Annotated in this window: 17 protein-coding genes and 1 tRNA gene; 7 read left to right on the forward strand and 11 right to left on the reverse strand. The window is 59.1% G+C overall.

Annotation, left to right across the window (positions count from 1 at the left end):
* The coding region (locus BMZ42_RS15095; protein WP_175556744.1) for an ATP-binding protein at positions 1–193 on the forward strand (193 nt) is incomplete at its 5' end.
* Between the two features lie 423 nt (positions 194–616).
* Here the strand turns inward: BMZ42_RS15095 and BMZ42_RS15100 are convergent.
* The 7 genes from BMZ42_RS15100 to BMZ42_RS15130 all read right to left on the reverse strand — a co-directional run bounded on the left by BMZ42_RS15100 (position 617) and on the right by BMZ42_RS15130 (position 11,209).
* Positions 617–1,813, reverse strand: coding sequence for a nucleotidyltransferase domain-containing protein (locus BMZ42_RS15100; protein ID WP_091524092.1), 1,197 nt, complete (start codon positions 1,811–1,813; stop codon positions 617–619).
* A gap of 210 nt (positions 1,814–2,023) precedes the next feature.
* Entirely contained in the window at positions 2,024–5,824 is a 3,801-nt protein-coding gene (locus BMZ42_RS15105; protein ID WP_091524094.1) for a vitamin B12-dependent ribonucleotide reductase, read from the reverse strand.
* A gap of 597 nt (positions 5,825–6,421) precedes the next feature.
* Positions 6,422–7,975, reverse strand: a complete 1,554-nt coding sequence (locus BMZ42_RS15110) for an inorganic phosphate transporter (protein ID WP_091524097.1) — start codon at positions 7,973–7,975, stop codon at positions 6,422–6,424.
* An 81-nt stretch (positions 7,976–8,056) separates the two neighbouring features.
* Positions 8,057–8,551, reverse strand: coding sequence for an NUDIX hydrolase (locus tag BMZ42_RS15115; RefSeq protein WP_244523283.1), 495 nt, complete (start codon positions 8,549–8,551; stop codon positions 8,057–8,059).
* A 179-nt stretch (positions 8,552–8,730) separates the two neighbouring features.
* A complete protein-coding gene (gene gpt / locus BMZ42_RS15120) occupies positions 8,731–9,228 on the reverse strand; it encodes a xanthine phosphoribosyltransferase (RefSeq protein WP_091524098.1) in 498 nt (165 codons plus the stop codon).
* Between the two features lie 143 nt (positions 9,229–9,371).
* On the reverse strand, positions 9,372–10,211 hold the full coding sequence (locus BMZ42_RS15125; protein WP_091524101.1) for a universal stress protein: 840 nt from the start codon (positions 10,209–10,211) through the stop codon (positions 9,372–9,374).
* 254 nt (positions 10,212–10,465) lie between these two features.
* Positions 10,466–11,209, reverse strand: a complete 744-nt coding sequence (locus BMZ42_RS15130; RefSeq protein ID WP_091524103.1) for a competence/damage-inducible protein A — start codon at positions 11,207–11,209, stop codon at positions 10,466–10,468.
* Positions 11,210–11,329: 120 nt separating this feature from the next.
* On the opposite strand from BMZ42_RS15130, the gene BMZ42_RS15135 reads away from it, so the two are divergent.
* The 3 genes from BMZ42_RS15135 to ade all read left to right on the forward strand — a co-directional run bounded on the left by BMZ42_RS15135 (position 11,330) and on the right by ade (position 14,589).
* Positions 11,330–12,313 carry an alpha/beta fold hydrolase gene (locus BMZ42_RS15135; protein WP_091524105.1) on the forward strand — a complete coding sequence of 328 codons (984 nt, stop codon included), beginning with the start codon at positions 11,330–11,332 and terminating at the stop codon, positions 12,311–12,313.
* Between the two features lie 34 nt (positions 12,314–12,347).
* Positions 12,348–12,431: transfer RNA gene (locus BMZ42_RS15140), tRNA-Leu, on the forward strand.
* Between the two features lie 307 nt (positions 12,432–12,738).
* A complete protein-coding gene (gene ade / locus BMZ42_RS15145) occupies positions 12,739–14,589 on the forward strand; it encodes an adenine deaminase (RefSeq protein ID WP_091524161.1) in 1,851 nt (616 codons plus the stop codon).
* On the opposite strand, the gene BMZ42_RS15150 is transcribed toward ade, so the two are convergent.
* The 4 genes from BMZ42_RS15150 to BMZ42_RS15165 form a co-directional block, all read right to left on the reverse strand.
* Positions 14,574–15,623 (reverse strand): histidine kinase dimerization/phosphoacceptor domain -containing protein, encoded by a 1,050-nt coding sequence (locus BMZ42_RS15150; RefSeq protein ID WP_091524108.1) that lies wholly within the window; start codon positions 15,621–15,623, stop codon positions 14,574–14,576. The two genes, ade and BMZ42_RS15150, sit on opposite strands and share 16 nt — an antisense overlap.
* Before the next feature lies 1 nt (position 15,624).
* Positions 15,625–16,068 (reverse strand): response regulator, encoded by a 444-nt coding sequence (locus BMZ42_RS15155; RefSeq protein WP_175556745.1) that lies wholly within the window; start codon positions 16,066–16,068, stop codon positions 15,625–15,627.
* Positions 16,055–17,503: a sensor histidine kinase gene (locus tag BMZ42_RS15160; RefSeq protein ID WP_244523284.1), complete on the reverse strand. Its 1,449-nt coding sequence runs from the start codon at positions 17,501–17,503 to the stop codon at positions 16,055–16,057. The genes BMZ42_RS15155 and BMZ42_RS15160 overlap by 14 nt, the downstream gene beginning before the upstream one ends.
* A 136-nt stretch (positions 17,504–17,639) precedes the next feature.
* Positions 17,640–18,797, reverse strand: coding sequence for an alpha/beta hydrolase (locus BMZ42_RS15165; RefSeq protein WP_244523285.1), 1,158 nt, complete (start codon positions 18,795–18,797; stop codon positions 17,640–17,642).
* Positions 18,798–18,922: 125 nt separating this feature from the next.
* Between BMZ42_RS15165 and ilvA the strand changes: the two genes are divergently transcribed.
* The 3 genes from ilvA (at position 18,923) to BMZ42_RS15180 (ending at position 22,416) form a co-directional block, all read left to right on the forward strand.
* Positions 18,923–20,179 carry a threonine ammonia-lyase IlvA gene (ilvA, locus tag BMZ42_RS15170; protein ID WP_091524118.1) on the forward strand — a complete coding sequence of 419 codons (1,257 nt, stop codon included), beginning with the start codon at positions 18,923–18,925 and terminating at the stop codon, positions 20,177–20,179.
* 14 nt (positions 20,180–20,193) lie between these two features.
* The gene (locus tag BMZ42_RS15175; RefSeq protein WP_280139876.1) at positions 20,194–20,718 is read left to right on the forward strand and encodes a DUF1697 domain-containing protein; all 525 of its coding nucleotides are present in this window, start codon (positions 20,194–20,196) and stop codon (positions 20,716–20,718) included.
* Positions 20,719–21,039: 321 nt separating this feature from the next.
* Positions 21,040–22,416: a DEAD/DEAH box helicase gene (locus tag BMZ42_RS15180; protein ID WP_091524123.1), complete on the forward strand. Its 1,377-nt coding sequence runs from the start codon at positions 21,040–21,042 to the stop codon at positions 22,414–22,416.
* Positions 22,417–22,484: the final 68 nt, after the last annotated feature.

Here is a 22,484-nt window from a genome sequence, read left to right on the forward strand (position 1 = left end):
CTTCCACCTCGTCTCGAAGCTTTACGAGCGCACCAGCGTCATCATCACCACCAATCTCGCTTTCGCAGAATGGCCGAGCGTCTTCGGCGACGCCAAGATGACGACCGCACTGCTGGACAGGCTCACGCACCACTGCGAAATCGTCGAGACCGGAAACGAATCCTGGCGCTTCAAAAGCCGCTCTCAAAGCTAAAGCCGAAAAGCCAATCAGCCGCGCCCGATCAGGCTGTGCAACCCCGACCAGCTTCGCCTGATCGGGCGCTAACCGGCGTGCCCTTCACAAGCTCTAACCGGGGTCCCTTTTACACGAAAAGGCGGGGTCCCGTTTCCACGGTCATTGACATCAGCCTCTACATGCGGCCATGTCAGGTAGGGTGGTCGGTCAACCAAACGCACATGCGGAGGTTGAAACGGGAAGGCTGCCGATACCATTACGTCCACGCGTCTGACGCAGTCGGAGAACTCCAACGGAACGCGCCAGCCGGCCACAGGGCGATAGCGGACCCCCATCAGGTCAGCTTTGGTGAGCGATTCAACCGCGGACGAACTGGCGCGAAGCCAGTCGTCAACTTCGCGGACAGCGGCGGAGTGCTGCTCTGCGAGAACCATGATAGCCTCAGGCGTTTCGTCCGCCACCTTCAAGCCTCACAGCCGAACTCCGAGCGGATGCCTCGCTTCTTACGAGGCCTGCGGTAAGAACCGCCGGGGCAGCCAACCCTAGGCTGCGGACCTTTGCCTTGTCCGCGAGCGAGCGACCCACGCCGCGTGCGACTGCGTCGGAAATCTGCTGCCTCTCCGCAAGACGAGCCGCCTGCAAGAAGTCGGCACGAGCCTGTCCGAGCCATTCGTAGAAGGCCGCTCGACGCTCTGGGTGCTTGGGCCACTTGTCGGCGAAGTTCTCCAGAGGATCGGTTGGGTTGCGGATGAAGTCCTGGCCGTTGACCCTCTCGATGAAACGGTCCATCCCGGTCAGGATGGACAGGAGCGCCCTTCCGATCGTCAGGTCGCCTTGGTAGGCGTGAGCGGCCAAGGTGGTCAGTATCACCGAGATCGGGCGTTCCTCGCGGCGGTGTTCGAACATGTGGTCACGGTGCCGCTTCAGGATCATGATCGCTGACTGGAGGGGGGTTCGGATGCGGTAGGTGGGCATGCTCTCCACTTGGGCCCGCACACCGTCGACAACCCTCCGCTTCTCGACATCCACGACCTTGGACCGGAACCACTCCGAGTAGCCTTTGGGATTTGAGCGGGGCCACTCGTCACTGATGACTTCGTAGGCCGTATGATCCTTGTCGGTTATAGCAATGGCGGTTGATGCCCAGGTGGTGTCGAGCCCGTGCCGGCTGAGCAGCATTCTCTGTTCCGCCCCATTGGGGATCGCCGGGACGATGTCCATGTGGAACTGCGCGCCATCAGCATATTCGAGAATCCAGCACCGTCGACCTTCCTCCACGGGCTTCGTCATCCCGTGTTCTCGTGCGTAGGCCTTCACCTCGATTCCGAGGCGCTGCTTCAGGTCGAACTGGCTGAGCGATGCTTTCTGGAGGAGACGGAACTCGCACACGGAATCGACATCGTATTCCTCGGCGTCATTCAGAGGTTTGATGGCTGTGCCGAGGCGGAAAGAGCCTTGGACATACACTTGCGGATCGTACCGGAGGACGGTCGACTTTTCCCGATGGAGCCACTCGCCGAATGACAGATAGCTCCTGTCCGCTTGCTCGTATCTGCTTGGCGGGATTTCGAGCTCTTCTGCGAGGGCCTGGAGGTAGCGCTCAGCTTCATGGGTGATGACTGGAATTGCCAAGTTCATGTCAGGCTCCCTTGCCCACCGCCAACAACCCGGCGGTCCCGTTTTGTTCCTGGATCGATTTCCCGGGCGCTTGGGAGCGCCCGGGACTTTGTTGTGGAGGCTCATCGGACCCTTTCAGGCCGGGTGAGCAGACTTCGTGTGTCGAATGAGCAATCAACCTTGACGTTGAGCGAGATTCAGTGACGCGTCAGGTCAACAACGTTGCGTCGATCAGCTGCAGCCGCTTGTCGAGCCGCAGGTGTCGCACTTCTCGCAGGTGCCGTTGCGGACCATCGTGAAGTTCTGGCATTCCGAGCACGAGTTGCCGGTGTAGCCCTGCATCAGTGACTGCTGGCGACGCTCGGCTGCGAGCGCCTTGGCGTCAGCGGCCTCTTTTGCTGCAGCTTCGGTAAAGAGCGCATTGGCGGGCTGCTCATCTTCCTCGGCGATGTCCTTCAGGAACTCCTTCGCACGCTCCTCATAGTCGCGCTTGAAGGCGGTGGCGGGTTCCTGGAGCTCTGACGACAGCGGCTTCAGCGCGGTGACCGTTGCTCCCGTCGAGATAGAACGAACGTTAGACGTCGACGCTGCGGTCGGCGCGGTGCGGGTTGCCGCCGGGGTGTTGCCGGCAAAGCCCTTCGGCTCGTTGCTGGCCGAATCCACCACCTTGAGCGGGGATGCTCCACGCGTCAGGCCCTTGGAGAAGGGGATCGCCTTGCCTTCGTGGATGCCCTTGCCGAGTGCGGTGTTCGAGAAGTCCGACGTATCGACATGCGCCAGATCGGTGCGGCCGACATAGGACACCGCCAGTTCACGGAACACGTAGTCGAGGATCGACGTGGCGTTCTTGATCGCGTCATTGCCGATGACCATGCCGGCAGGCTCGAACTTGGTGAAGGTGAAGGCCTCCACAAACTCTTCCAGCGGCACGCCATATTGTAGGCCAAGCGAGATCGCGATGGCGAAGTTGTTCATCATTGCGCGGAAGGCAGCGCCTTCCTTGTGCATGTCGATGAAGATTTCGCCGAGGCGGCCATCGTCGAACTCACCGGTGCGCAGATAAACCTTGTGACCACCGATGACGGCCTTCTGGGTGTACCCCTTGCGGCGGTTCGGCAGACGCTCGCGGTCCCGCACAACCTTCTCGACGATGCGCTCCACGATCTTTTCGCTGACGCTGAGGGCTTTGACCGCTGCAGGCGCCGCGGCGAGTTCCTCGAGAACGTCGTCCACCTCGTCTTCGTCATCGGAAATCAGCGAGGCGTTGAGCGGCTGGCTGAGCTTGGAGCCGTCGCGATAAAGCGCGTTGGCTTTCAGCGCCAGCTTCCACGACAGCATGTAGGCGTCCTTGCAGTCCTCCACGGTCGCATCGTTGGGCATGTTGATCGTCTTGGAGATCGCGCCCGAGATGAACGGCTGGGCCGCAGCCATCATGCGGATGTGGCTTTCGACGGAGAGGTAGCGCTTGCCGATCTTGCCGCACGGATTGGCGCAATCGAAGACGGGCAGATGCTCGTCCTTGAGGAATGGTGTGCCTTCGAGCGTCATCGCGCCGCAGACGTGGATGTTCGCGGCCTCGATGTCCTTCTTCGAGAAGCCGAGGGCGGGTAGGATCTCGAACGAGAAGTCGTTGAGCTGCTCGTCGGTAAAGCCGAAGTTTTCCTTCAGCCAGTCGGCGCCAAGCGTCCACTGGTTGAACACGAACTTGATGTCGAAGGCCGAGCCCATCGCAGCGTTGAGTGCTTCGATCTTCTCGTCGGTGAAGCCCTTGGCCTTGAGCGAACCAGGGTTGACGCCTGGGGCCTGGTTGAGATTGCCGTGGCCAACAGCGTAGGCCTCGATCTCGGCAATCTGGCTTTCCGAATAGCCGAGCGTGCGCAGCGCTTCGGGAACGGCGCGGTTGATGATCTTGAAGTAGCCGCCGCCGGCAAGCTTCTTGAACTTCACCAGCGCGAAGTCTGGCTCGATGCCGGTGGTGTCGCAATCCATGACGAGGCCGATGGTGCCGGTCGGCGCGATAACGGTGGCCTGCGCATTGCGGTAGCCATATTCGGCGCCGAGATCGAGCGCCTTGTCCCAAGCTGCGCGAGCATGCTCGACCAGTTCCTTCTGGGCGACGTGCTCCTCGTTGAGCGGGACCGGGGCGACGGACAGCTTTTCGTAGCCGTCAGTCTCGCCATAGGCCGCACGACGATGATTGCGCATGACGCGCAGCATATGCAGTGCGTTTGCCGGGTACTCCGGGAACGCGCCAAGTTCGGATGCCATCTCTGCCGAAGTCGAATAGGCAACGCCGGTCATGATTGCGGTGAGAGCCGCACAGATGCCGCGGCCTTCGTCGGAGTCGTAGGGAATGCCGGAGGTCATCAGCAGGCCGCCAATATTGGCGAAGCCGAGGCCGAGGGTGCGGTACTCGTAGGACAGCTTGGCGATCTTCCACGACGGGAACTGCGCCATCATCACGGAAATCTCGAGCACGATGGTCCAGAGGCGGACAGTGTGCTCATAGGCTTCGATGTCGATGGTGCCGTCGGCGTTGCGGTAGGTCAACAGGTTGATCGACGCGAGGTTGCAGGCCGTGTCGTCAAGGAACATGTATTCCGAGCACGGGTTCGACGCGCGGATAGCGCCAGCGGACACGCAGGTGTGCCAGTCGTTCATCGTAGTGTTGAAATGCAGGCCCGGATCTGCGGACGCCCATGCAGCGTAGCCGATCTTCTCCCACAGATCGCGTGCCTTGAGCGTCTTGAGGACGGAGCCGTCCTTGCGCGCTGTCAGGTGCCAGTCGCCATCCTCTTCCACGGCGCGCAGGAAGTTGTCCTGCAACGAGACGGAGTTGTTGGAGTTCTGGCCCGAAACGGTGAGGTAGGCTTCTGAATCCCAGTCGGTGTCGTAGGTGTTGAACTCAAGGCTGGTGTAGCCCTGCTTGGCGAACTGGATGACGCGCTTGACGTAGTTCTCCGGAACCTGGTTCTTCTTGGCAGCGCGGATCTCGCGCTTCAGCGCCGGGTTCTTGGCAGGGTCGAAGCAGTCGTCATTGTCGGCTTCGCAGTTGATGCAGGCCTTCATGATGGCGCTGAGGTGCTGCTTGACGATCTTGGAGCCGGTCACGAGAGCGGCGACCTTCTGCTCCTCGTTCACCTTCCAGTCGATATAGGCCTCGATGTCCGGATGGTCGGCGTCGACCACGACCATCTTGGCGGCGCGGCGCGTGGTGCCGCCGGACTTGATCGCGCCCGCTGCACGGTCGCCGATCTTGAGGAAGCTCATCAGGCCCGACGACTTGCCGCCGCCCGAAAGCTTTTCGCCTTCGCCGCGCAAATGCGAGAAGTTGGAGCCGGTGCCCGAGCCATATTTGAACAGGCGCGCTTCACGCACCCACAAATCCATGATGCCGCCCTCGTTGACGAGGTCGTCGGCAACCGACTGGATGAAACAGGCGTGCGGCTGCGGATGTTCGTAGGCCGACGTGGACTTGGTCAGCTTGCCGGTGAACGGGTCAACGTAATAATGGCCCTGGCCGGGACCATCGATGCCATAGGCCCAGTGCAGGCCGGTGTTGAACCACTGCGGCGAATTTGGTGCGACGCGCTGGGTCGCGAGCATGTAGGCGAGTTCGTCGCGGAAGGTGAGGGCGTCTTCCTCGGAACCAAAATAACCGCCCTTCCAGCCCCAATAGGTCCAGGTGCCAGCGAGGCGATCGAAGACCTGACGCGCATCAGTCTCCGAACCATAACGCTCGTCTTCGGACAATTCTGAAAGCGCTGCCTCGTCGGCAACCGAACGCCAGAGGAACGAAGGGACATCGTTTTCCTCGACTTTCTTCAGACGGGCAGGGACGCCGGCCTTGCGGAAATATTTCTGCGCCAGAATGTCAGCCGCGACCTGGGAGAACTGTGCCGGGACGTCGATGTCGGCCAGACGGAACACGATAGAGCCGTCCGGATTCTTGATCTCGCTCGTTGCCTTGCGGAACGGAATCTCTGCGTAGGCGGATTGCCCCTGCTTGGTGAAACGACGTGAGATGCGCATCTTTTTTGTCCCTATAGTCCCTAAATATAGTGCCGATTGGCAGGAAACGCGCGGCGTTTCACAAAGCCTCCTGACAAATGGCCCTCAAACCGTCGCTTCCCTCGTGACACGACGTTTCCGGGCCGGTGTGATTTTTCCCCCGCAAAGCCCTCTCGAGCTGCGACGGGACGAAAAAAGCGAACGGATACGCCTTGATCGTGACTCTTTACCGGCAAACCATGTTGCGAATAATCATACTCTATATGGGGCCCATCTTCGTCGCAAACACTAAATGTTGTGTTAACGTGCGATTTACCCTGATTTTTCTCCGGGCTCTTGCCTGCAATGGTTTCAAGGCCAGACGCAATCAGTCACCGCTGCCGCAGCAGTCGGTACGACCCTCAAAACACAAACAACTGGAAAATCGGTCAGGTCAAACACCCGCCTGACACGCTCGAAGGCCGAGCGCATGGCTCATAAAAAACGACTCGACAGGTTGCGTCAAGACCTCGTTTGGCGAAGCTGCGGGACCCCAATATGTTGTGTGCAGCACTGTGGATATCGGGGAGAAGAAATTTTTCAGTGTAGGCCGGCCTGCCAGCGACAGGCCGGCAGATTTCAGGCCAGCGCGTCGAGGAGATAGAAAACCAGCGCGGCAAGGCCAGCTGATGCGGGAACCGTGATGACCCACGCAGTTCCGATGGTCGTTACGTGCGCGCGCCGCACCAGTTTGCGACGCGCGATTTCTTCGCGCGAAATCGGCGGCAGCTTTTCCTCGCCATCATCCTCGGCGACTATTTCGTCCTGCTCGGGCGCATTGACACGTTCAGCACGGGTCCGTTCGATCTTGCGCTCCAGATAGCTGCGGCGGCGCGACGAATTTGCCGTGTACCATTCGCGAAAGAAGCCAACGCCGAAGACTGCGCCGACGGCGATGTGAGTGGATGAAACCGGCAGACCAAACCATGAGGCTACAATGACGGTAATAGCCGCTGAGAGCGCCACGCAAAATGCGCGCATCGGGTTGAGTTTGGTGATCTGCTCGCCAACCATCCGGATCAGTTTGGGGCCAAACAGAACAAGGCCGACAGATATGCCTGCCGCTCCAATCACCATGACCCATAGCGGGATGCCGAAGCTACCATCGGCGCTGCCGCCGCCCGCTGCATTGACGATCGCGGCCAGGGGCCCAATCGCATTGGCAACATCGTTTGCGCCATGCGCAAAGGAGAGGAGCGCGGCTGAACAGATGAGGGGCAGGCGAAAGAGTTTGCGCAGGGACTGGTTACGGTTCTCAATCCCGATTGACTGGCGTTTGACGCTCGCTCTGGACCATAGCCAGACAACGACAAAAACCGTGATGCCGCATATGCCAATCTGAAGTCCACTGAGGTCGATGACGCGCGACAGGCCTTTTGTCGCCAGATAGGCGGTGAAGGCACCTGCCATAACGGCGACCAGGAAGGGCACCCAACGTCGGGCGGCGGCGATCTTGTCATCCTGATAGATGATTGCGGATTTGATGAACCATAGAAAGAGAGCCGCGACCAGGCCGCCCAGAACCGGCGAGATCACCCAGCTTGCCGCGATGTTCCCAAGCATGCTCCACTGCACGGCAGCCACACCCGCCGCAGCCGCCCCGGAGCCGACAACACCACCGACAACGGCATGAGTGGTAGAAACCGGCGCGCCGATCCATGTGGCAAGATTCACCCAAAGCGCAGAGGAGATGAGCGCCGCCAGCATCAAAGAGATGAATGCCCAACTGGTGTGGACAGCCGCCGGGTCCACGATGCCGCTGGCGACGGTCTCCATCACTTCGGCGCCAGCAATCAGCGCACCGGAGCTTTCGAAGACAGCGGCGATCGCCAATGCGCCGCCCATGGTCAGAGCCTTCGCACCAACCGCTGGCCCGACATTGTTGGCAACGTCATTGGCGCCGATGTTGAGAGCCATGTAGCCGCCGATGGCGGCCGCCGCGATGATGACGACGGAGCCGGGTTCGCCCATGACAAAGAACGAAGCGATGATGGCGGACAGCGCCAGAAACAACAGGCCCAGACCCGGCGCTACCAGAACGCGGGCAATGGAGCTTGTCGCTTCGCCGACCACGACAAATTTGCCGAGATCCTTGTCGAGCGTTTCCTTGAACTGTTTAGCGGTGTCGGTCATGAGCAGTCCCTGCTGCGGGCGTGTGCCCAATCCGGGCATCGCTTAGGGAATGCGCTAGGCGATCACAAGCTCGAAGGATGATTACAAGGCAAATTGTCGTGGATTGCCCACGAAGCCAGCGATGAGTTCGGCCAGATCCTTCTCGCGCACGAGTGCAGACGCCTCCTGCGGGCTGAACCACTGGCGTGTGCGCTTCTTGCGTTCGGGCCACTTATCGGCAACGTTCTCGACCTGCATGGGGAAGACATGCACCTCGCAGCGCCACTCCATGCCGGAACGAAAAATCTTGTTGTAGTAGAACCGCCCCAGATCGCGCTGCGAGATTGGTCCAGATATGCCGGCCTCTTCAGCTGCCTCGCGCGCCGCTGCTTCATAAGGCTGCTCGCGCTTTTCAGGCCATCCCTTCGGTACGACCCAGCGTCCGGTGCCCCGGCTGGTCACAAGCATGATTTCGTAGCTGCCGTCCTCGCGTACACGCCAGGGCAGGGCGGCGACCTGTACACGACAGGGCATGCCACCGAACAGGCGCCTGACACGCTCCATCCACTGCTTGCGTTTACGATAGGAAGGAAACATGAACCGAAAATCACCCTCTAATATTTTGCCGCCTTATCAATATTGGACCTTATAGCCATGAAATAAAGGAGAAAATGTGAAGGAAACGGGCTTTTGAAGCAAAAAGGCGGCCCCGAAGCGCCGCCTTTGCAAGTTTCGCACATGGTTCGCGCAGCTTTCGCAAGCGGCGCGGAAGTGTGTCAGCCCCGGTCAGCTTCGGAAATCGGCTTCTGATAGGTAAAGCCCATGTCCCACGGAAAATAGATCCAGGTGTCCTGTGAGACTTCCGTGATGTAGGTGTCGACCATTGGACGGCCCTTGGGCTTGGCATAGACCGCCGCAAAATGTGCTTTTGGCATCATGGCGCGGACGATCGCTGCGGTGCGACCGGTGTCGGTCAGGTCATCGACGATCAGAACCCCTGCGCCGCCATCTTCCAGCAGAGCGGGGGTGATGTCCTTCAAGACCTTCAGCTCACCCTGCTCCAGATAGTCGTGATAGGAGGCAACGCACACCGTTTCAATCATGCGAATGCCCAGTTCGCGTGAGATTACGGCTGCCGGAACCAGGCCGCCGCGGGTGATGCAGACAATGGCTTTCCAGTCGCCATTGACGCCGGCCAGACGCCAGGCGAGCGCACGGGCGTCTCGGTGGAACTGATCCCAGGAAACGGGAAACGCCTTTTCGGGAAGGGACATGCACGCACTCCGGCTGGCAATGATGGAATGCAGTCGGAATTAGCCTCTAAAGTGGCGTCGTGGCAAGGCCGATCACGCCGTGGCGTGAATGTTTTCAGCGTTTCGAGCCTTGCCGGTCCTGCGGTGGTCGCAACGGATGTCTTTTAGCGCGACATCAGGGTCGTAACGGACATCGATTTAAGTACCGTACGCGTTGCCCCTCCGAAGAAGAACTGCTTCAGCCAGGACTGGCTGTAGGCACCCATGACAAGCAGGTTGGCGCCAGTTTCGGCAATGTGATTTTCGATGGCTTCACCAGCGCCGATGCCGCCCGAGGTCTGGCTGACCACAACCACCTTTGCGCCATGGCGGGTCAAGGTAGCAGCAAGGTCAACGCCTGCCACGGCGGCGCTTTCGCGATCGTCATCCGGCGCGTCGAGGCTGAGAATGATCGTCTCTTCGGCTTTCAGGATAAAAGGCAAGGCGTCGAAAACAGCCCGAGCCGCCTGCTGCGTGCCGTTCCAGGCAATCAGAACCTTGTTGAACCCCGAGGGCTGCGGAATGGCGTAGGGCACAAAAAGAACCGGCCTGCCGCTTTCAAAAAGCAATGTCTCGACATTGGTCATCGAGGCCGGGTCGCCCTGAGGGTCCGATTGCTGAACCATGACGAGATCGCAAGTGCGGGCGACCGAGACAGCGCCAATGGCGGAATCGCCGGAAACGCTCTGCATCGCTTGCCACTCAAATGAAATGCCTTCGCGCTGGGCTCGGCTTTCGAAGATATTCTTGATCTCCGCAGTGCGCTGCTCATTGATCTGCGAACTGGTCGCGATAAAATCCGTATCGGGAAAGCCCATTGGTGAAACATACGGCATCGGGATGGCTTCGGAATGGACGCCGATGATGTGCGCGGAAAATTGCGTTGCAAGATGAAGCGCGCAATCGAGCACGCGTTCCGCGTCGGTCTTGCTCTGGAGGACGGCGAGAATGGTCTTGTAACTCATGACGATCTCCAACTTCGCGTTTGCGGGCGTCAGCGCCCCATCAACAACTTGCGGTAAAGATGCAGGTTCCGCGTTGATGAATATCAACCCGGTGCCGTGGAGTTCGGCGCGGTTGGATGCTCGGGCCGTACACCAGGGTCGATCATACGCGCAGCACGACGCTGGAGAAAGAGCGTGTCTACGACAATGCGAAACAGCAATGGCGAGATAAACCCCGCTTGACGCCGCGCTTCCGAACGCGGCGTGGGACGCGATCAGAGCTGTCTTGTTGCGAGCCCGTCGACCATTGCCTGGACACTTGCAGTGGCCTGCTCCAGCGTCTCTTGTGAGCGAGCGCGAACCACCAGCTCCGTCCAGAACGAGCCGTCGAGATATTTTGGATAAGACCCGATGATCGTGTCTGGATAGGACTTCTGAATCTCGGCGAGCGGGCCGCCAATGACGCCCTCGCCAAAGGGGCAGTGAACCGTAGCCGACAGCAGCTTCTGGCCGACTTTCAGGCTCGGTACGACATTGTCGAGCATGGCCTGAAAAATGGATGGCACACCCGCCATGACGTGAACGTTGCCGATACGAAATCCGGGCGCGACTGAGACGGGGTTGTCGATGTGGTCTGCGCCCCGTGGCAGGCGAGCCATGCGCTTTCGAGCTTCGGTGAACTCAAGGCCGCGCGCCGCGTAGTGTGCCTCCAGCATGCCATATGCGCGTTCGTCATATTCGCACGGTACGCCAAAAGCCTTCGATATCGACTCAGCCGTAATGTCGTCGTGGGTTGGCCCAATTCCGCCGGTTGTGAAGACGTAGGTATGGCGTGCGCGCAGGGCGTTCACGGCGTCGACGATAGCATCTTCCTCATCGCTGACGACACGTACTTCCTTCAGATCGACGCCGATCGCGGTCATCACGTCCGCGAGGTGGCCGATATTCTGGTCCTTGGTTCTGCCGGATAGAATTTCGTCGCCAATGACGATCATGGCAGCGGTGACGATGTCAGCCAATTAAGTGCTCCTGCAGCTGTGTTTCTTCGGCATAACGCCGCCTGATCCGGCGAGCAAGGTTGTCATCGTCAGGGCATGGTCTAAATTGCCAGCTCACTCTGCCAGCCGGAAGTTCAGATCATGCTCAATGTCATCGTCGGATTTGTGGTCGCCCTGGTGGTGGCGGGGGGCATGGTTGCGGCCTATCTTGCCTGGAAGACGCGTGCCCTGGCTCGCAAGGCGCAGCGCGCCGTGCCGCCGATCGGCAGCTTCATCACCGTCAACGGCAACCAGATCCACTATATAGATCGTGGCGAGGGGCCGCCAATTCTGATGGTGCATGGCCTGGGTGGCACGCTGCACCATTTGCGGCGCCCGCTGATGGACGACTTTGGGGACGGCTATCGCCTGATCGCGCTCGACCGTGCGGGTTCTGGATACTCAACCAGAACGAAGGACAGCACGGGCACGCTTAAGGAGCAGGCGTCAGAGCTTGCAGCCTTTATCGATGTCCTCAAACTCGAAAAGCCATTGCTGGTCGGGCATTCTCTGGGGGGTGCCATCGCTCTTGCCACCGCGCTTGACTACCCTGAGAAAGTTTCGGGTCTGGCGCTTCTGTCGCCACTGACACGATTCGATCCGAATCTGCCGCCGCAGTTCAAGGCTCTGGCGATCAATTCGCCCGTGAAGCGTCGTTTGATCGCCAACACTATTGCGGTGCCGATGTCGGTCAAGAACGCCCCGATTGTCCTTGATGCCGTGTTCGGACCCCAGCAGCCGCCCTCCGACTACGCTGTGGCAGGCGGAGCCATGATAGGCCTTCGCCCAGAGCACTTTTACGCAACGTCTCTGGATCTTGTGGGCAGTCGTCGTGATCTCGAAAGATACGAAGCACGCTACGAGGAACTCGATATTCCGGTTGGCATCTTGTTCGGCACCAGGGACCGCATCCTTGATTACGAGAAAAACGGGATTTCGACCGCGGAGCGCATCTCCGGTGTGGAGCTGGAACTCGTGGATGGCGTCGGCCACATGCCGCAATATGCGGAGACGGATCGGGTCGTTGCCTTTGTGCGACGTATCACAGAGCGTGCATTCACACTGGTTCGCAACAACGCCAGTTGACGAAGCTAGGTAAAGCATCGAAAAGCAGTGCCGTGCGGGCGTGGTGGAATGGTAGACACAAGGGACTTAAAATCCCTCGACCAAGGTCATGCGGGTTCGAGTCCCGCCGCCCGCACCATGGTAATTAAGTTGTTGATATTGTTTATAAAACTACCCCGTCATCATCCCCAACTTGCTCATTCAATGCAAGAAATTTGGGCGAGTTTGGGCACGGTTTCGCTACTTTGTGACCAAAACTGTGCCCAGATCGAGCAAAGGACTTAAGATCCCTGGACCAAGGTCATACGGGTTCGAGTCCTGCCACCGGCACCAAGCTTGGCTTGTCCTAAACTAGTTTCCGTGCCTTTCGAGAAATTGTCGACAGGCTTTGCCATTGCGTAGGCACGATGTCCGGTGGCACTGTTGGCGAAAAGGAGATTCCACCGATGTCCGTCAAGGTAAAGCCGACCTTCAAGCGTCCAGCTCCGTGGGATGAGGTTGCGCCGCAACTGGTTGATGTCGCGATGGGGCGCGCGCCAGCAGATCTCGTTGTGCGAAACGGGCGCTGGGTCAATGTGCATTCCGGCGAGATCATTCCAGGAACTGATATTGCGATCAGCAAGGGACGGTTTGCCTATTGCGGCCCGAACGCATCGCATGCAATCGGGCAGGGGACGAAGGTGGTGGACGCAGGCGGCCGTTACCTCGTGCCGGGATTGTGCGACGCCCATATGCATGTCGAAAGCGGCATGGTCACGGTGACGGAGTTTGTGCGTGCAGTCGTACCGCATGGTACGACCACCATGTTCATCGACCCGCATGAGATTGCCAACGTGCTTGGCCTTGAAGGGGTGCGGCTGATGCATGACGAGGCATTGGCGATGCCCGTCAACGTCCATGTCCAGATGCCATCTTGCGTGCCTTCCGCTCCGGGGCTGGAGAATGGAGGCGCTGTGTTGACGGCGGAAGACGTCAGGGAGGCGATGACATGGGAAAACATCGTCGGGCTCGGCGAGGTGATGAACTTCCCTGGCGTCGTGGCCAACGATCAGCTGATGGTTGCCGAAATCGCCGCGACGATGAAGGCCGGAAAAACGGTCGGGGGTCACTACGCCTCGCGGAATCTTGGTCTGCCTTTTCATGGTTATGTCGCAGCCGGACCGGAGGACGACCATGAAGGCACGGCGATGGAAGATGCGATTGCTCGCGTGCGTCAGGGCATGAAGGCGATGCTGCGCCTCGGGTCGGCCTGGTATGATGTTGCAAGTCAGATCAAGGCAGTGACCGAGCAGGGATTGGATCCGCGCAATTTCATCCTGTGCACGGATGACAGCCACTCTGGCACGCTTGTGGAAGACGGGCATATGGATCGCGTGGTGCGGCACGCCATTGCCCAGGGCTTGAAGCCTGTGACGGCCATCCAGATGGCGACGATCAACACGGCGCAGCATTTCAAGATGGAGCGCGAACTTGGTTCGATTGCTCCAGGTCGACTGGCGGATTTCCTGATCGTTTCGGATTTGGCGCAGCTGACTGTGGACGAAGTCTATGGTCGCGGGGTACGGCTGGCCAAGGCAGGCAAGCTGGAAGTCGACGTTCCGCCATATGATTACCCTGCCGCAGTCAAGAAGACAGTCAAGCTTGGCAAAAAACTCGGAGCGGAGGATTTTGACATTCCCGCGCCGGAAGGTGCCAACGAGGTACGGGTGCGTGTCATCGGGGTGATCGAGAATCAGGCTCCGACGCGTGCGCTTGAGGCGGATCTCGGCGTCGAAGATGGCCTCGTCGCCATGGATCGCGAAAATGATGTCTGCCAGATCGCGGTGGTGGAGCGCCATTGCGGGACCGGTGGCGTGACAAACTGCTTTGTGTCAGGCTTCGGCTACATGAAGGACTGTGCGCTGGCCTCGACTGTTGCGCATGATGCTCATCACATGATTGTCGTTGGAACCAACAAGCGCGACATGGCGCTCGCAGCCAACCGGCTCGGCGAGATCGGAGGTGGCGTTGTGCTATTTTCCGAAGGCAAGGAACTGGCTCTGGTTGAGCTTCCCGTCGCGGGCCTGATGTCAGACGAGCGCGCCGAGGTGGTGGCAGCTAAGGCGGCAAAGCTCGTGGGCGCAATGCAGGATATGGGCTGCACCCTCAACAACGCCTACATGCAGCACTCACTGCTGGCGCTTGTGGTCATCCCTGAACTGCGCATTTCCGATGTCGGCCTGATCGACGTGACAAAGTTCGAGAAAGTCGACCTGTTTGTCGCCGAAGAGGGCGAGGAAGCTCACGCATCTTCATAAATTTGCAGATCAAACATGGTGCGGGTTCCGCCCCGGCCATCGCCATAGGCGATTTCGGTGCCGAGCTGAATTGCCATGGCTGAAACGATACGTGTTCCAAGCCCGGTGCCCTGCGGGGTGCCGGTGCCGTCCCAGCCGATGCCATCATCCTCAACGATAAGCGTTGCGCGTCCGAGTTCCGCTTTGCGGATCATCACGCGCACTTCGCCGTCAACACCGTCAGGATAAGCGTATTTATAGGCATTCGTCAGCAATTCGGTGACGATCATACCAACTGACACCGCTTTGTCTGTCGGCAGTGTCACCGGAGCGAGATCGAGCTTTATCCGCGATGGATGTCCTGCGGCACGCATGGCGGTGTCGAGTTCCTGAACCAGCATCGAGAGATAGGAGTCGAGGGAAACTGACCGAACGTCGTCCGATGTGTAGAGGCGACGGTGCAATCCGGAGATAGCCGTGATGCGGGCCTGGGTCTCGTTCAGCGCGTTCTTGGCGATGGGGTCGCTGATCGCCGATGACTGCATGCGCACCAGCGCGGCGACGAGCGCAAGACTGTTGGCGACACGATGGTTGACTTCGGTAAGAAGGATTTCGGCGCGGTCTCGTGCGGCGCGAACTTCGCGTTCAGCTTGTTCCTTTTCGCGTTCGAGTTGCGCCTTCTTTATGGCCTGTTCAATCGCACTGACAAGCAGAAGCAGAAACTCTTCGCCAACCGTCTTCAGGACATAGTCAGCGGCGCCTGCCTTCAGCGCCTCGACGGCAACGGTAGGCTCCTGCGAGCCCGTCACATAGACGACGGGTGGGGCTTCTGATCCTTGTTTGAGTTGTGCCAGAACGCACAGGCCGGTGCCATTGTCGAGGAAGTGATCCAGCACGACTACGCTGATATCGCCTTCTGCAATGCGCTCCAAACCGGAAGGCCCATCGGTAGCATGCGCGTAGGCATACCCACGACGGGTGAGAGTTTTTTCGACAAGGCGGGCCAAAGCGACATCGTCGTCAATCTGAAGAACACGGATGACCCGGCTAGGCACGTTATTCTATCTCCGGAACCTGCATGACCGAAAAGAAAAGGCCAAGCTGACGAATGGCATTGGCAAAGCTGTCATAGTCTACAGGCTTGGTGATGTAGACGTTGGCGCCGAGGTCGTAGCAGCGCTGGATCTCCCGCTCATCGTCGGTCGTCGTCAGCACAACGACCGGCGAAAGCCGCGTGTGCGGATTGTTCTTCACTTTTTCCAGGATCGACGCGCCTGTCATGTCGGGCAGGTTCAAATCGAGAAGCACCAAAAGCTGGCGCCCCGCGCTGTCTTCGCCCGATCCATTCGCACCCAGCAAGAACTTGAGTGCATCCGTACCGTTCGTGAATGCGGCAATCTCATTGTTCACGCCGGCGCGGCGAATATTCTTTTCGATCAGCCGCGCGTGGCCCTCGTCGTCCTCGATCATCACGATCGTAACCGGTTTAGACTTGTTCATTATCCATGGTCCTCACGACTGTTCGCACATCAATAGGCAAAGTTATTGTAAAAGTCGTTCCTTCGCCTTCCGCTGACGAAAGGGTGATGTCGCCACCCAGGCTTCGGGTCAGTGTCCGTACATGCGCCAGACCGATTCCTTCGCCCTGCTGGTCTTGCTGACCCGAGCGCCGGAAAAGATCGAAAACGCGTTGATGGTCGGCTTCCGGGATGCCGCGCCCGTTGTCGGATACCGCGATGCGTATCTGCCGTCCCGGCGCGCGATCCGCTGTAATCTTGATCGCGATAGGACGGCTTGGCGACCTGTATTTGATCGCATTGTCGAGAAGATTGCCGAAGAACTGATCCAGCGACATCCGATCTGAAATGATGTCTGGCGCGTGGACATTCAACGTCGTCGTCCCATGGTTCTCGATGACCTGGTGCTGGATCGTTGCCAGGTTCGCTTCAAGCAGCGCTTCCAGATCGATGGTTTCCGGCTTGAGCGGGCGCTTGCCCTCTCGTGAAATCTTCAGGATCGCATTGATGAGGCTGTCCATCTTGCGGGTTGATTTGCGAATGAAGCCGATTGCCTCCGGCAGGTCTTCGGACGCGGCGGTTCGTGCTTCTGTAATCTGATGCTCGGTGAGCTGATCGCCATCCGCCAGGACATAGGCCTGTATCGACTTCATCGTTTCGTTGAGCTCACTGGTGAAGCCCATGATGTTGACAAGTGGCGCGCGCAAGTCGTGCGTCACGATATAGGCAAAGCGCTGGACTTCCTCATTCGCGCGGATCAGGTCATGCGTCCGTTTCGCCACCCGCTGCTCTAGCCCTTCATTCAGCGCTTCGACCTCCGAGCGCGCCGTCAGCAGGTCTCTTGTATATCTTAGTGCCATCCACACCGAGCCGCCGACGACGGCGATAATGATGACGCCACCGACTATCGCAATAAGATGCAGCATGCCGGCGCTTCGGCGTTGTTCCTCAACGCCCTCTGTGAGACCCTCATCGGAAGATCGCACGATTTCGCGCAGCAATGTGCGCGCCTGGTCCATGATCTCCTTGCCGTGATCCGTGGAAACGATCTGGATCGCCTCGTCCCGACGTCCGTCACGGACCAGATCGATGGTTCGTTGCATCTCTTCGATCTTTCTGGTCAGGTCAGCAGACAGTTCCTCCATTCGCGACCGGTATTCGGGGTGAATGCTGATGGATTCGAGAATTTGCGAGATGGCCGGGACAACGCGACCGTAGGCCTCATTGTAAGGCAGCAGATATGCCTCGTCCTCGGTAAGAAGAAAGCCGCGCTGACTCGACTCCAATTCGTGCAGGAGTATGCGCAGACCCGTCGTTGCTATCCGAAGATCTCGCTCCGCGATAATCACGTTGAAGTCACGCTGAGCTCGATCGACCAGCATGACGGTTGTGCCAACGATGCCCGTAAGCGCGATCAAGCCTATGACCATCAGAGCGGCACTTGCGCGTATGAAGCTAGATCGTTGTGTCTGCATCGTTATGCTCTATGCCCACAATGATCAGGTAATGCAGAGTTAATGCGTTCGGGTGCGGCAGAATTGCGACGCCAACAGATTATTGGCGTACCACTACGCTCATCACCTCGAATGGCGTGGTGATGATGATCTCCGCGGCGCTGCCGATGGTTTGGCCAATTCCACGCGTCAGGCCGCCAATTCGTTGCGAAATTATGTTCTCGTCGCCAAAATCATTGCCGTCATTCAGCCTTTGTCCAAGAAGCTGGATGAAAACCGGATTATCTGCAAAGCGAGCGTGGTTGAGACGGTCACCGCTGGAAAGACCAGAAATATCGACCACCGTCACTCCCAGTGCCGCCAGGTCGCCGTCCTTGTCATAGTCTCCGACCCGTGGCCGGTTGCCTGCGATGATTGATGAAACCTGGAGAGCACGATCGTCGCGCGACACCAGCACGACGAACTGATTGTTTTGCTTTCCAATCCGCTGAATTTGGCTCTTGAACACGTCGATGTCGACATCGGGCGAAGCCAGGATGACGTCACCCAGTTTCGACATCACCTCACGCCCGTCACCGATGGCGGTCTGGCGCAGTGCTTCCATCGTTAGCCAGTTGCCCATCGAATGGGCGATGATATCGATGCGGGTGGCGCCGTTTTCACGCAGCATGCGCAGCGTTTTCTCCAGCCCGTCGCGTGCGACCGTGGCAGAGTTGTTGTCGTAGATATAGTCGACTGTGCGCCCGGTCGAAGCCCAGGAAAACAGCACTGGCGTGCCAGTATAGCCAGAATCATGCACGATCTGAGCGGTTCGGTAGACGGATCCGTCGAAAGGCGTGCGGTAGCCGTGGACGAAGACAAGCGCCCGCCCGCCGGTACGCGCAATGCGTTCGCGCAGTGTCGTGGCGAAACCTTGCTGGCGCGGAAACAAAGCGATCTCAGAAGCCGCAAAATGCTGAGCTGCATCCCGCTTCTGTCCGCTACGCGGCTTTTCCAGCCGGCCCTTTTCGTGCACGGCGGGAACCGTGACGTCGACCCGCGCGAAGCTGAGGCCGTCACCCCGCGCACCGCTGAAAACTTCGCTGCGATCTGTGGCGGCTTCACGAGTCGTCACAACGAGTATGGAATGAGTTGCCGCTATTTCCTGGGGTTGGGCTTGGGCGATGCCGAGCATCTTGTGGCTCTCTCCACCGGCGCAACCCGCGATCAGGGCGAGCGGTAGAAGCAGCGCTGCAATACGAGGAACAGATAGCAGCAAAGAGGACGTCTCCGGCGGAAGGCGAAGTTGAGCGCCACGATAGGTTGAATGCGGGTCACTTGTCTACGGCGTGTGGTTTTATAGCCGAGATTGTGCGATAGCGACGTCAACAAGGAGACTCACTTATGACCGGCTTTCCCGCGGATGTCTCACGGGCTCAGGAAGCCCTCCGCGCGCTTTTTCCTGCCACGCCGTTGCAATTGAACGATTATCTGTCGCGCAAATACGGTGCCAGGATATTCCTCAAGCGCGAGGATCTTTCTCCGGTTCGATCCTACAAGATACGTGGCGCATTTAACTTCTTCCGCAAGACACTGGCCGCTGACGATAGTGCAAGCCTGTTCGTCTGCGCATCGGCTGGCAATCACGCGCAGGGCTTTGCCTGGGTGTGCCGCCATCTGGGCAAGCGCGGTGTGGTTTTCATGCCGGTGACGACGCCGCAGCAGAAAATCGACAAGACGCGGATGTTCGGCGGCGACATGGTGGAAATCCGCCTTGTCGGAGACTTTTTCGATGACTGCTATCGCGCAGCGCAGAATTTCGCGTTCGAAAGCAATGGGCTGATGGTGCCACCTTTTGATGACAAGGATATCATCGAAGGGCAGGCGACCGTGGCTGCCGAGATCGTCGCGCAGATGCCGCGCGGCCTGATGCCCGATCTGATGATCCTGCCGGTCGGGGGAGGGGGGCTGGCAGCCGGAATCACGCGTTATTTTGCAGAGACCAAGGCTGAGACGCAGTTCGTTTTTGCCGAGCCGGCAGGAGCTGCCAGCTTCAGTCGCAGTCTTGCTGCGGGCAAGCGGATCAAGCTGGATAATGTCGACAACTTCGTTGACGGCGCGGCAGTGGGCGAAATCGGCAAGGAGAATTTCCGTCTCCTCAAGCATTTCCGCGAAGATCAGGTGAAGTTGATCCCTGAAAACCGCCTCTGCGCCACGATGATCGAGTTGTTGAATGTCGAAGGTATCGTGCTGGAGCCGGCCGGTGCGCTGGCCATCGATACGCTCAAGGATTTTGCCCGGAAGGATCTGAAGGGCAAGACCATCGTGCTGGTTGTCACCGGCGGAAACTTCGACTTCGAGCGTCTGCCCGATGTCAAAGAGCGGGCGCTGCGTTATGATGGATTGAAGAAGTATTTTGTTTTCCGCTTTCCCCAGCGCCCTGGGGCATTGCGCGACTTTCTCGGACTGCTCGGGCCGGAGGATGACATCGCCCGCTTCGAATATCTGAAGAAATCGGCGCGAAATTTCGGTTCCGTCTTGATCGGGATCGAAACAAGGAATGCCAAGAATTTCGACGTTCTTCGTAAACGCTTCGCGGACGGCGGCTGGGCTTATCAGGATATTACAGACAATGAAGTGCTCGCAGGGCTGATCATCTGAGCAAGACGGTTTACATCCTCCTTTTTCGCGGTGTCGGCGGCAAGACGCAATTGCCGACAGGGCCTCTTCGCGAGAAGTTGGGTGAAGCTGGCTTTGCCAATGTCGCGACGTATATCAACAGCGGAAATGCGATTTTGAGCACCGCTCTTGCGCGTGCGACGATGCTTGAGCAAGTCGCTTCGATCTGCAGCACCGAGTTCGGGTTCGAGAAGGCGATCTACGCACGGACGCTTCCGGAATGGGATGCCCTGATCGCGGCGAATCCATTTGCTGACGCCGTTGAGCCCGGAAACCTGCTGCACGCGGCAGTGCTGGAGCGAGAGCCCGACGAAGGCGCAGTGGAGGCGCTGCGCACCTTCGCTGTCGATGGTGAGCGCATCGCTGTCGTGGGGCAGGTGGCCTATCTGCACACGCCGAACGGTTTCGGGCGATCGAAGCTGGCGGAAAAATTCGATAAGGGTTTGGGCGTTCCGAACACGGCGCGCAACTGGAATACCGTGCTGAAATTGCGGCAGCTGGCGGAACGAGCCAGCTTATAGTCTTGCTGCGCCGCACAAATAATCGTTTGCATCTGATCGCAAACTACCCCATATGGCTCGATACGAGACGCATGGGCCGGATTTGCCGGCTTTCCATTGATACGGACTGGTTGCGTCTAACTTTCCCGCGTGATCCTGCAAAAGGGTCCGGTGTGTGAAAGAGCCCCGCCGCGAACGGCGTGCGGGCACGACAGCGCAGCCGAGCGGACGAAAGTCCTCCGTCTTGTCGCCCATGAATGAACACGCTGCGGCAGCTTGCGCTCTGCCGTGCATTTTTATTGTGACCGCCCCTGATGGGCTGGTCGCGAAAGAGAAGACAATTTGACCAACGAAAATAACTCCGCTGCGGTTGACGCCAGCCTTGAGGGCTTCGCAGCACTCGGCATTTCTGGCCCCTTGCTCAAGGCAACCCATGCCATGGGCTACACATCGCCCAAGCCGATCCAGCAGCAGTCGATCCCGGCGCAGATGGAAGGCCGCGACATTCTCGGTATCGCCCAGACCGGTTCTGGCAAGACGGTGGCTTTCAGTCTGCCGATTCTTGCCAAGATCGTCGGCATCGGCACCAAGCGCGTCGCTCGCACCTGCCGTGCGCTGATCCTGGCGCCGACCCGTGAACTGGCAGTCCAGATCGAAGAAGAAATCCGCGCGATGTCGAAGGGCCTTCACATCTCGACTGCACTTGTACTGGGCGGCGTGTCGCGCTTTTCCCAGGTGAAAAAGATGGCCCCTGGCGTCGATGTGCTGATCGCTACGCCGGGTCGCTTGACCGACCTGGTGCGGGAAGGCGAAATCAGCCTGGCTGAAACCCGCTGGCTGGTGTTGGACGAAGCCGACCGCATGCTCGACATGGGCTTCATCCATGACGTGCGCCGCATCGCAAAGGCAACACACAAGGAGCGCCAGACAGCACTGTTTTCCGCGACCATGCCTGCCGAGATCGAAAAGCTGGCCGGTGATCTGTTGAAGTCGCCTGCGCGCGTCGAAGTTGCGCCACAGAGCACGACGGCCGGCGAGATCGTGCAGAGCGTGATCATGGCGCGCACCAAGCAGAAGCGGAAGCTGCTGTCGGAAATGCTGGCTGACAAGGCGATGTCCTCGGTCATCATCTTTGCGCGCACCAAGCACGGCGCAGACCGCGTCACCCGCGATCTGGAGCGTGATGGTTTTGAGGCTGCAGTCATCCACGGCAACAAGTCGCAGAACGCCCGTCAGAAGGCACTCAACGGGTTCCGGGACGGAACCGTGCGCATTCTGGTGGCAACCGACATCGCCGCACGCGGCATCGACGTTCCCGGCATCAGCCATGTCGTCAACTTCGACCTTCCGGACGAGGCCGAAAGCTATGTCCACCGGATCGGCCGTACCGGTCGCAACGGTGCAGACGGCATAGCCATCACGCTGTGCGACCCGGAAGAGGCAAGCAAGTTGCGCCAGGTGGAACGCGTGATCCGCATGAAGCTGCCTGTAACGGCATCTTATCTGGACCAGCCGGATCCAGCGCCGGTGAAGCGCGACCCCAACGAGCCGCGCAGTGTGGCCGCCAATGACGATCGCAACGACAACCGTCCGCGCCAGGGCAAGCCGAAGCGCTTTGGCGGCAAGCCCGGCGGCGATCGCCAGTTTGCTGGCAAACCCGCTGGCAAGAAGCCGTTCCACGGCCGCCGCAAGCCGCAAGGTGGCCGCAAGGCGGCGTAAACAATTGCCCCGCTGGCCCAATTGCATGGGCTGGCGGGATGCACTAAGGCGTTTCCTGTAGGGTGCGA

The organism is Aquamicrobium aerolatum DSM 21857 (assembly GCF_900113935.1).
Classification (GTDB): domain Bacteria; phylum Pseudomonadota; class Alphaproteobacteria; order Rhizobiales; family Rhizobiaceae; genus Aerobium; species Aerobium aerolatum.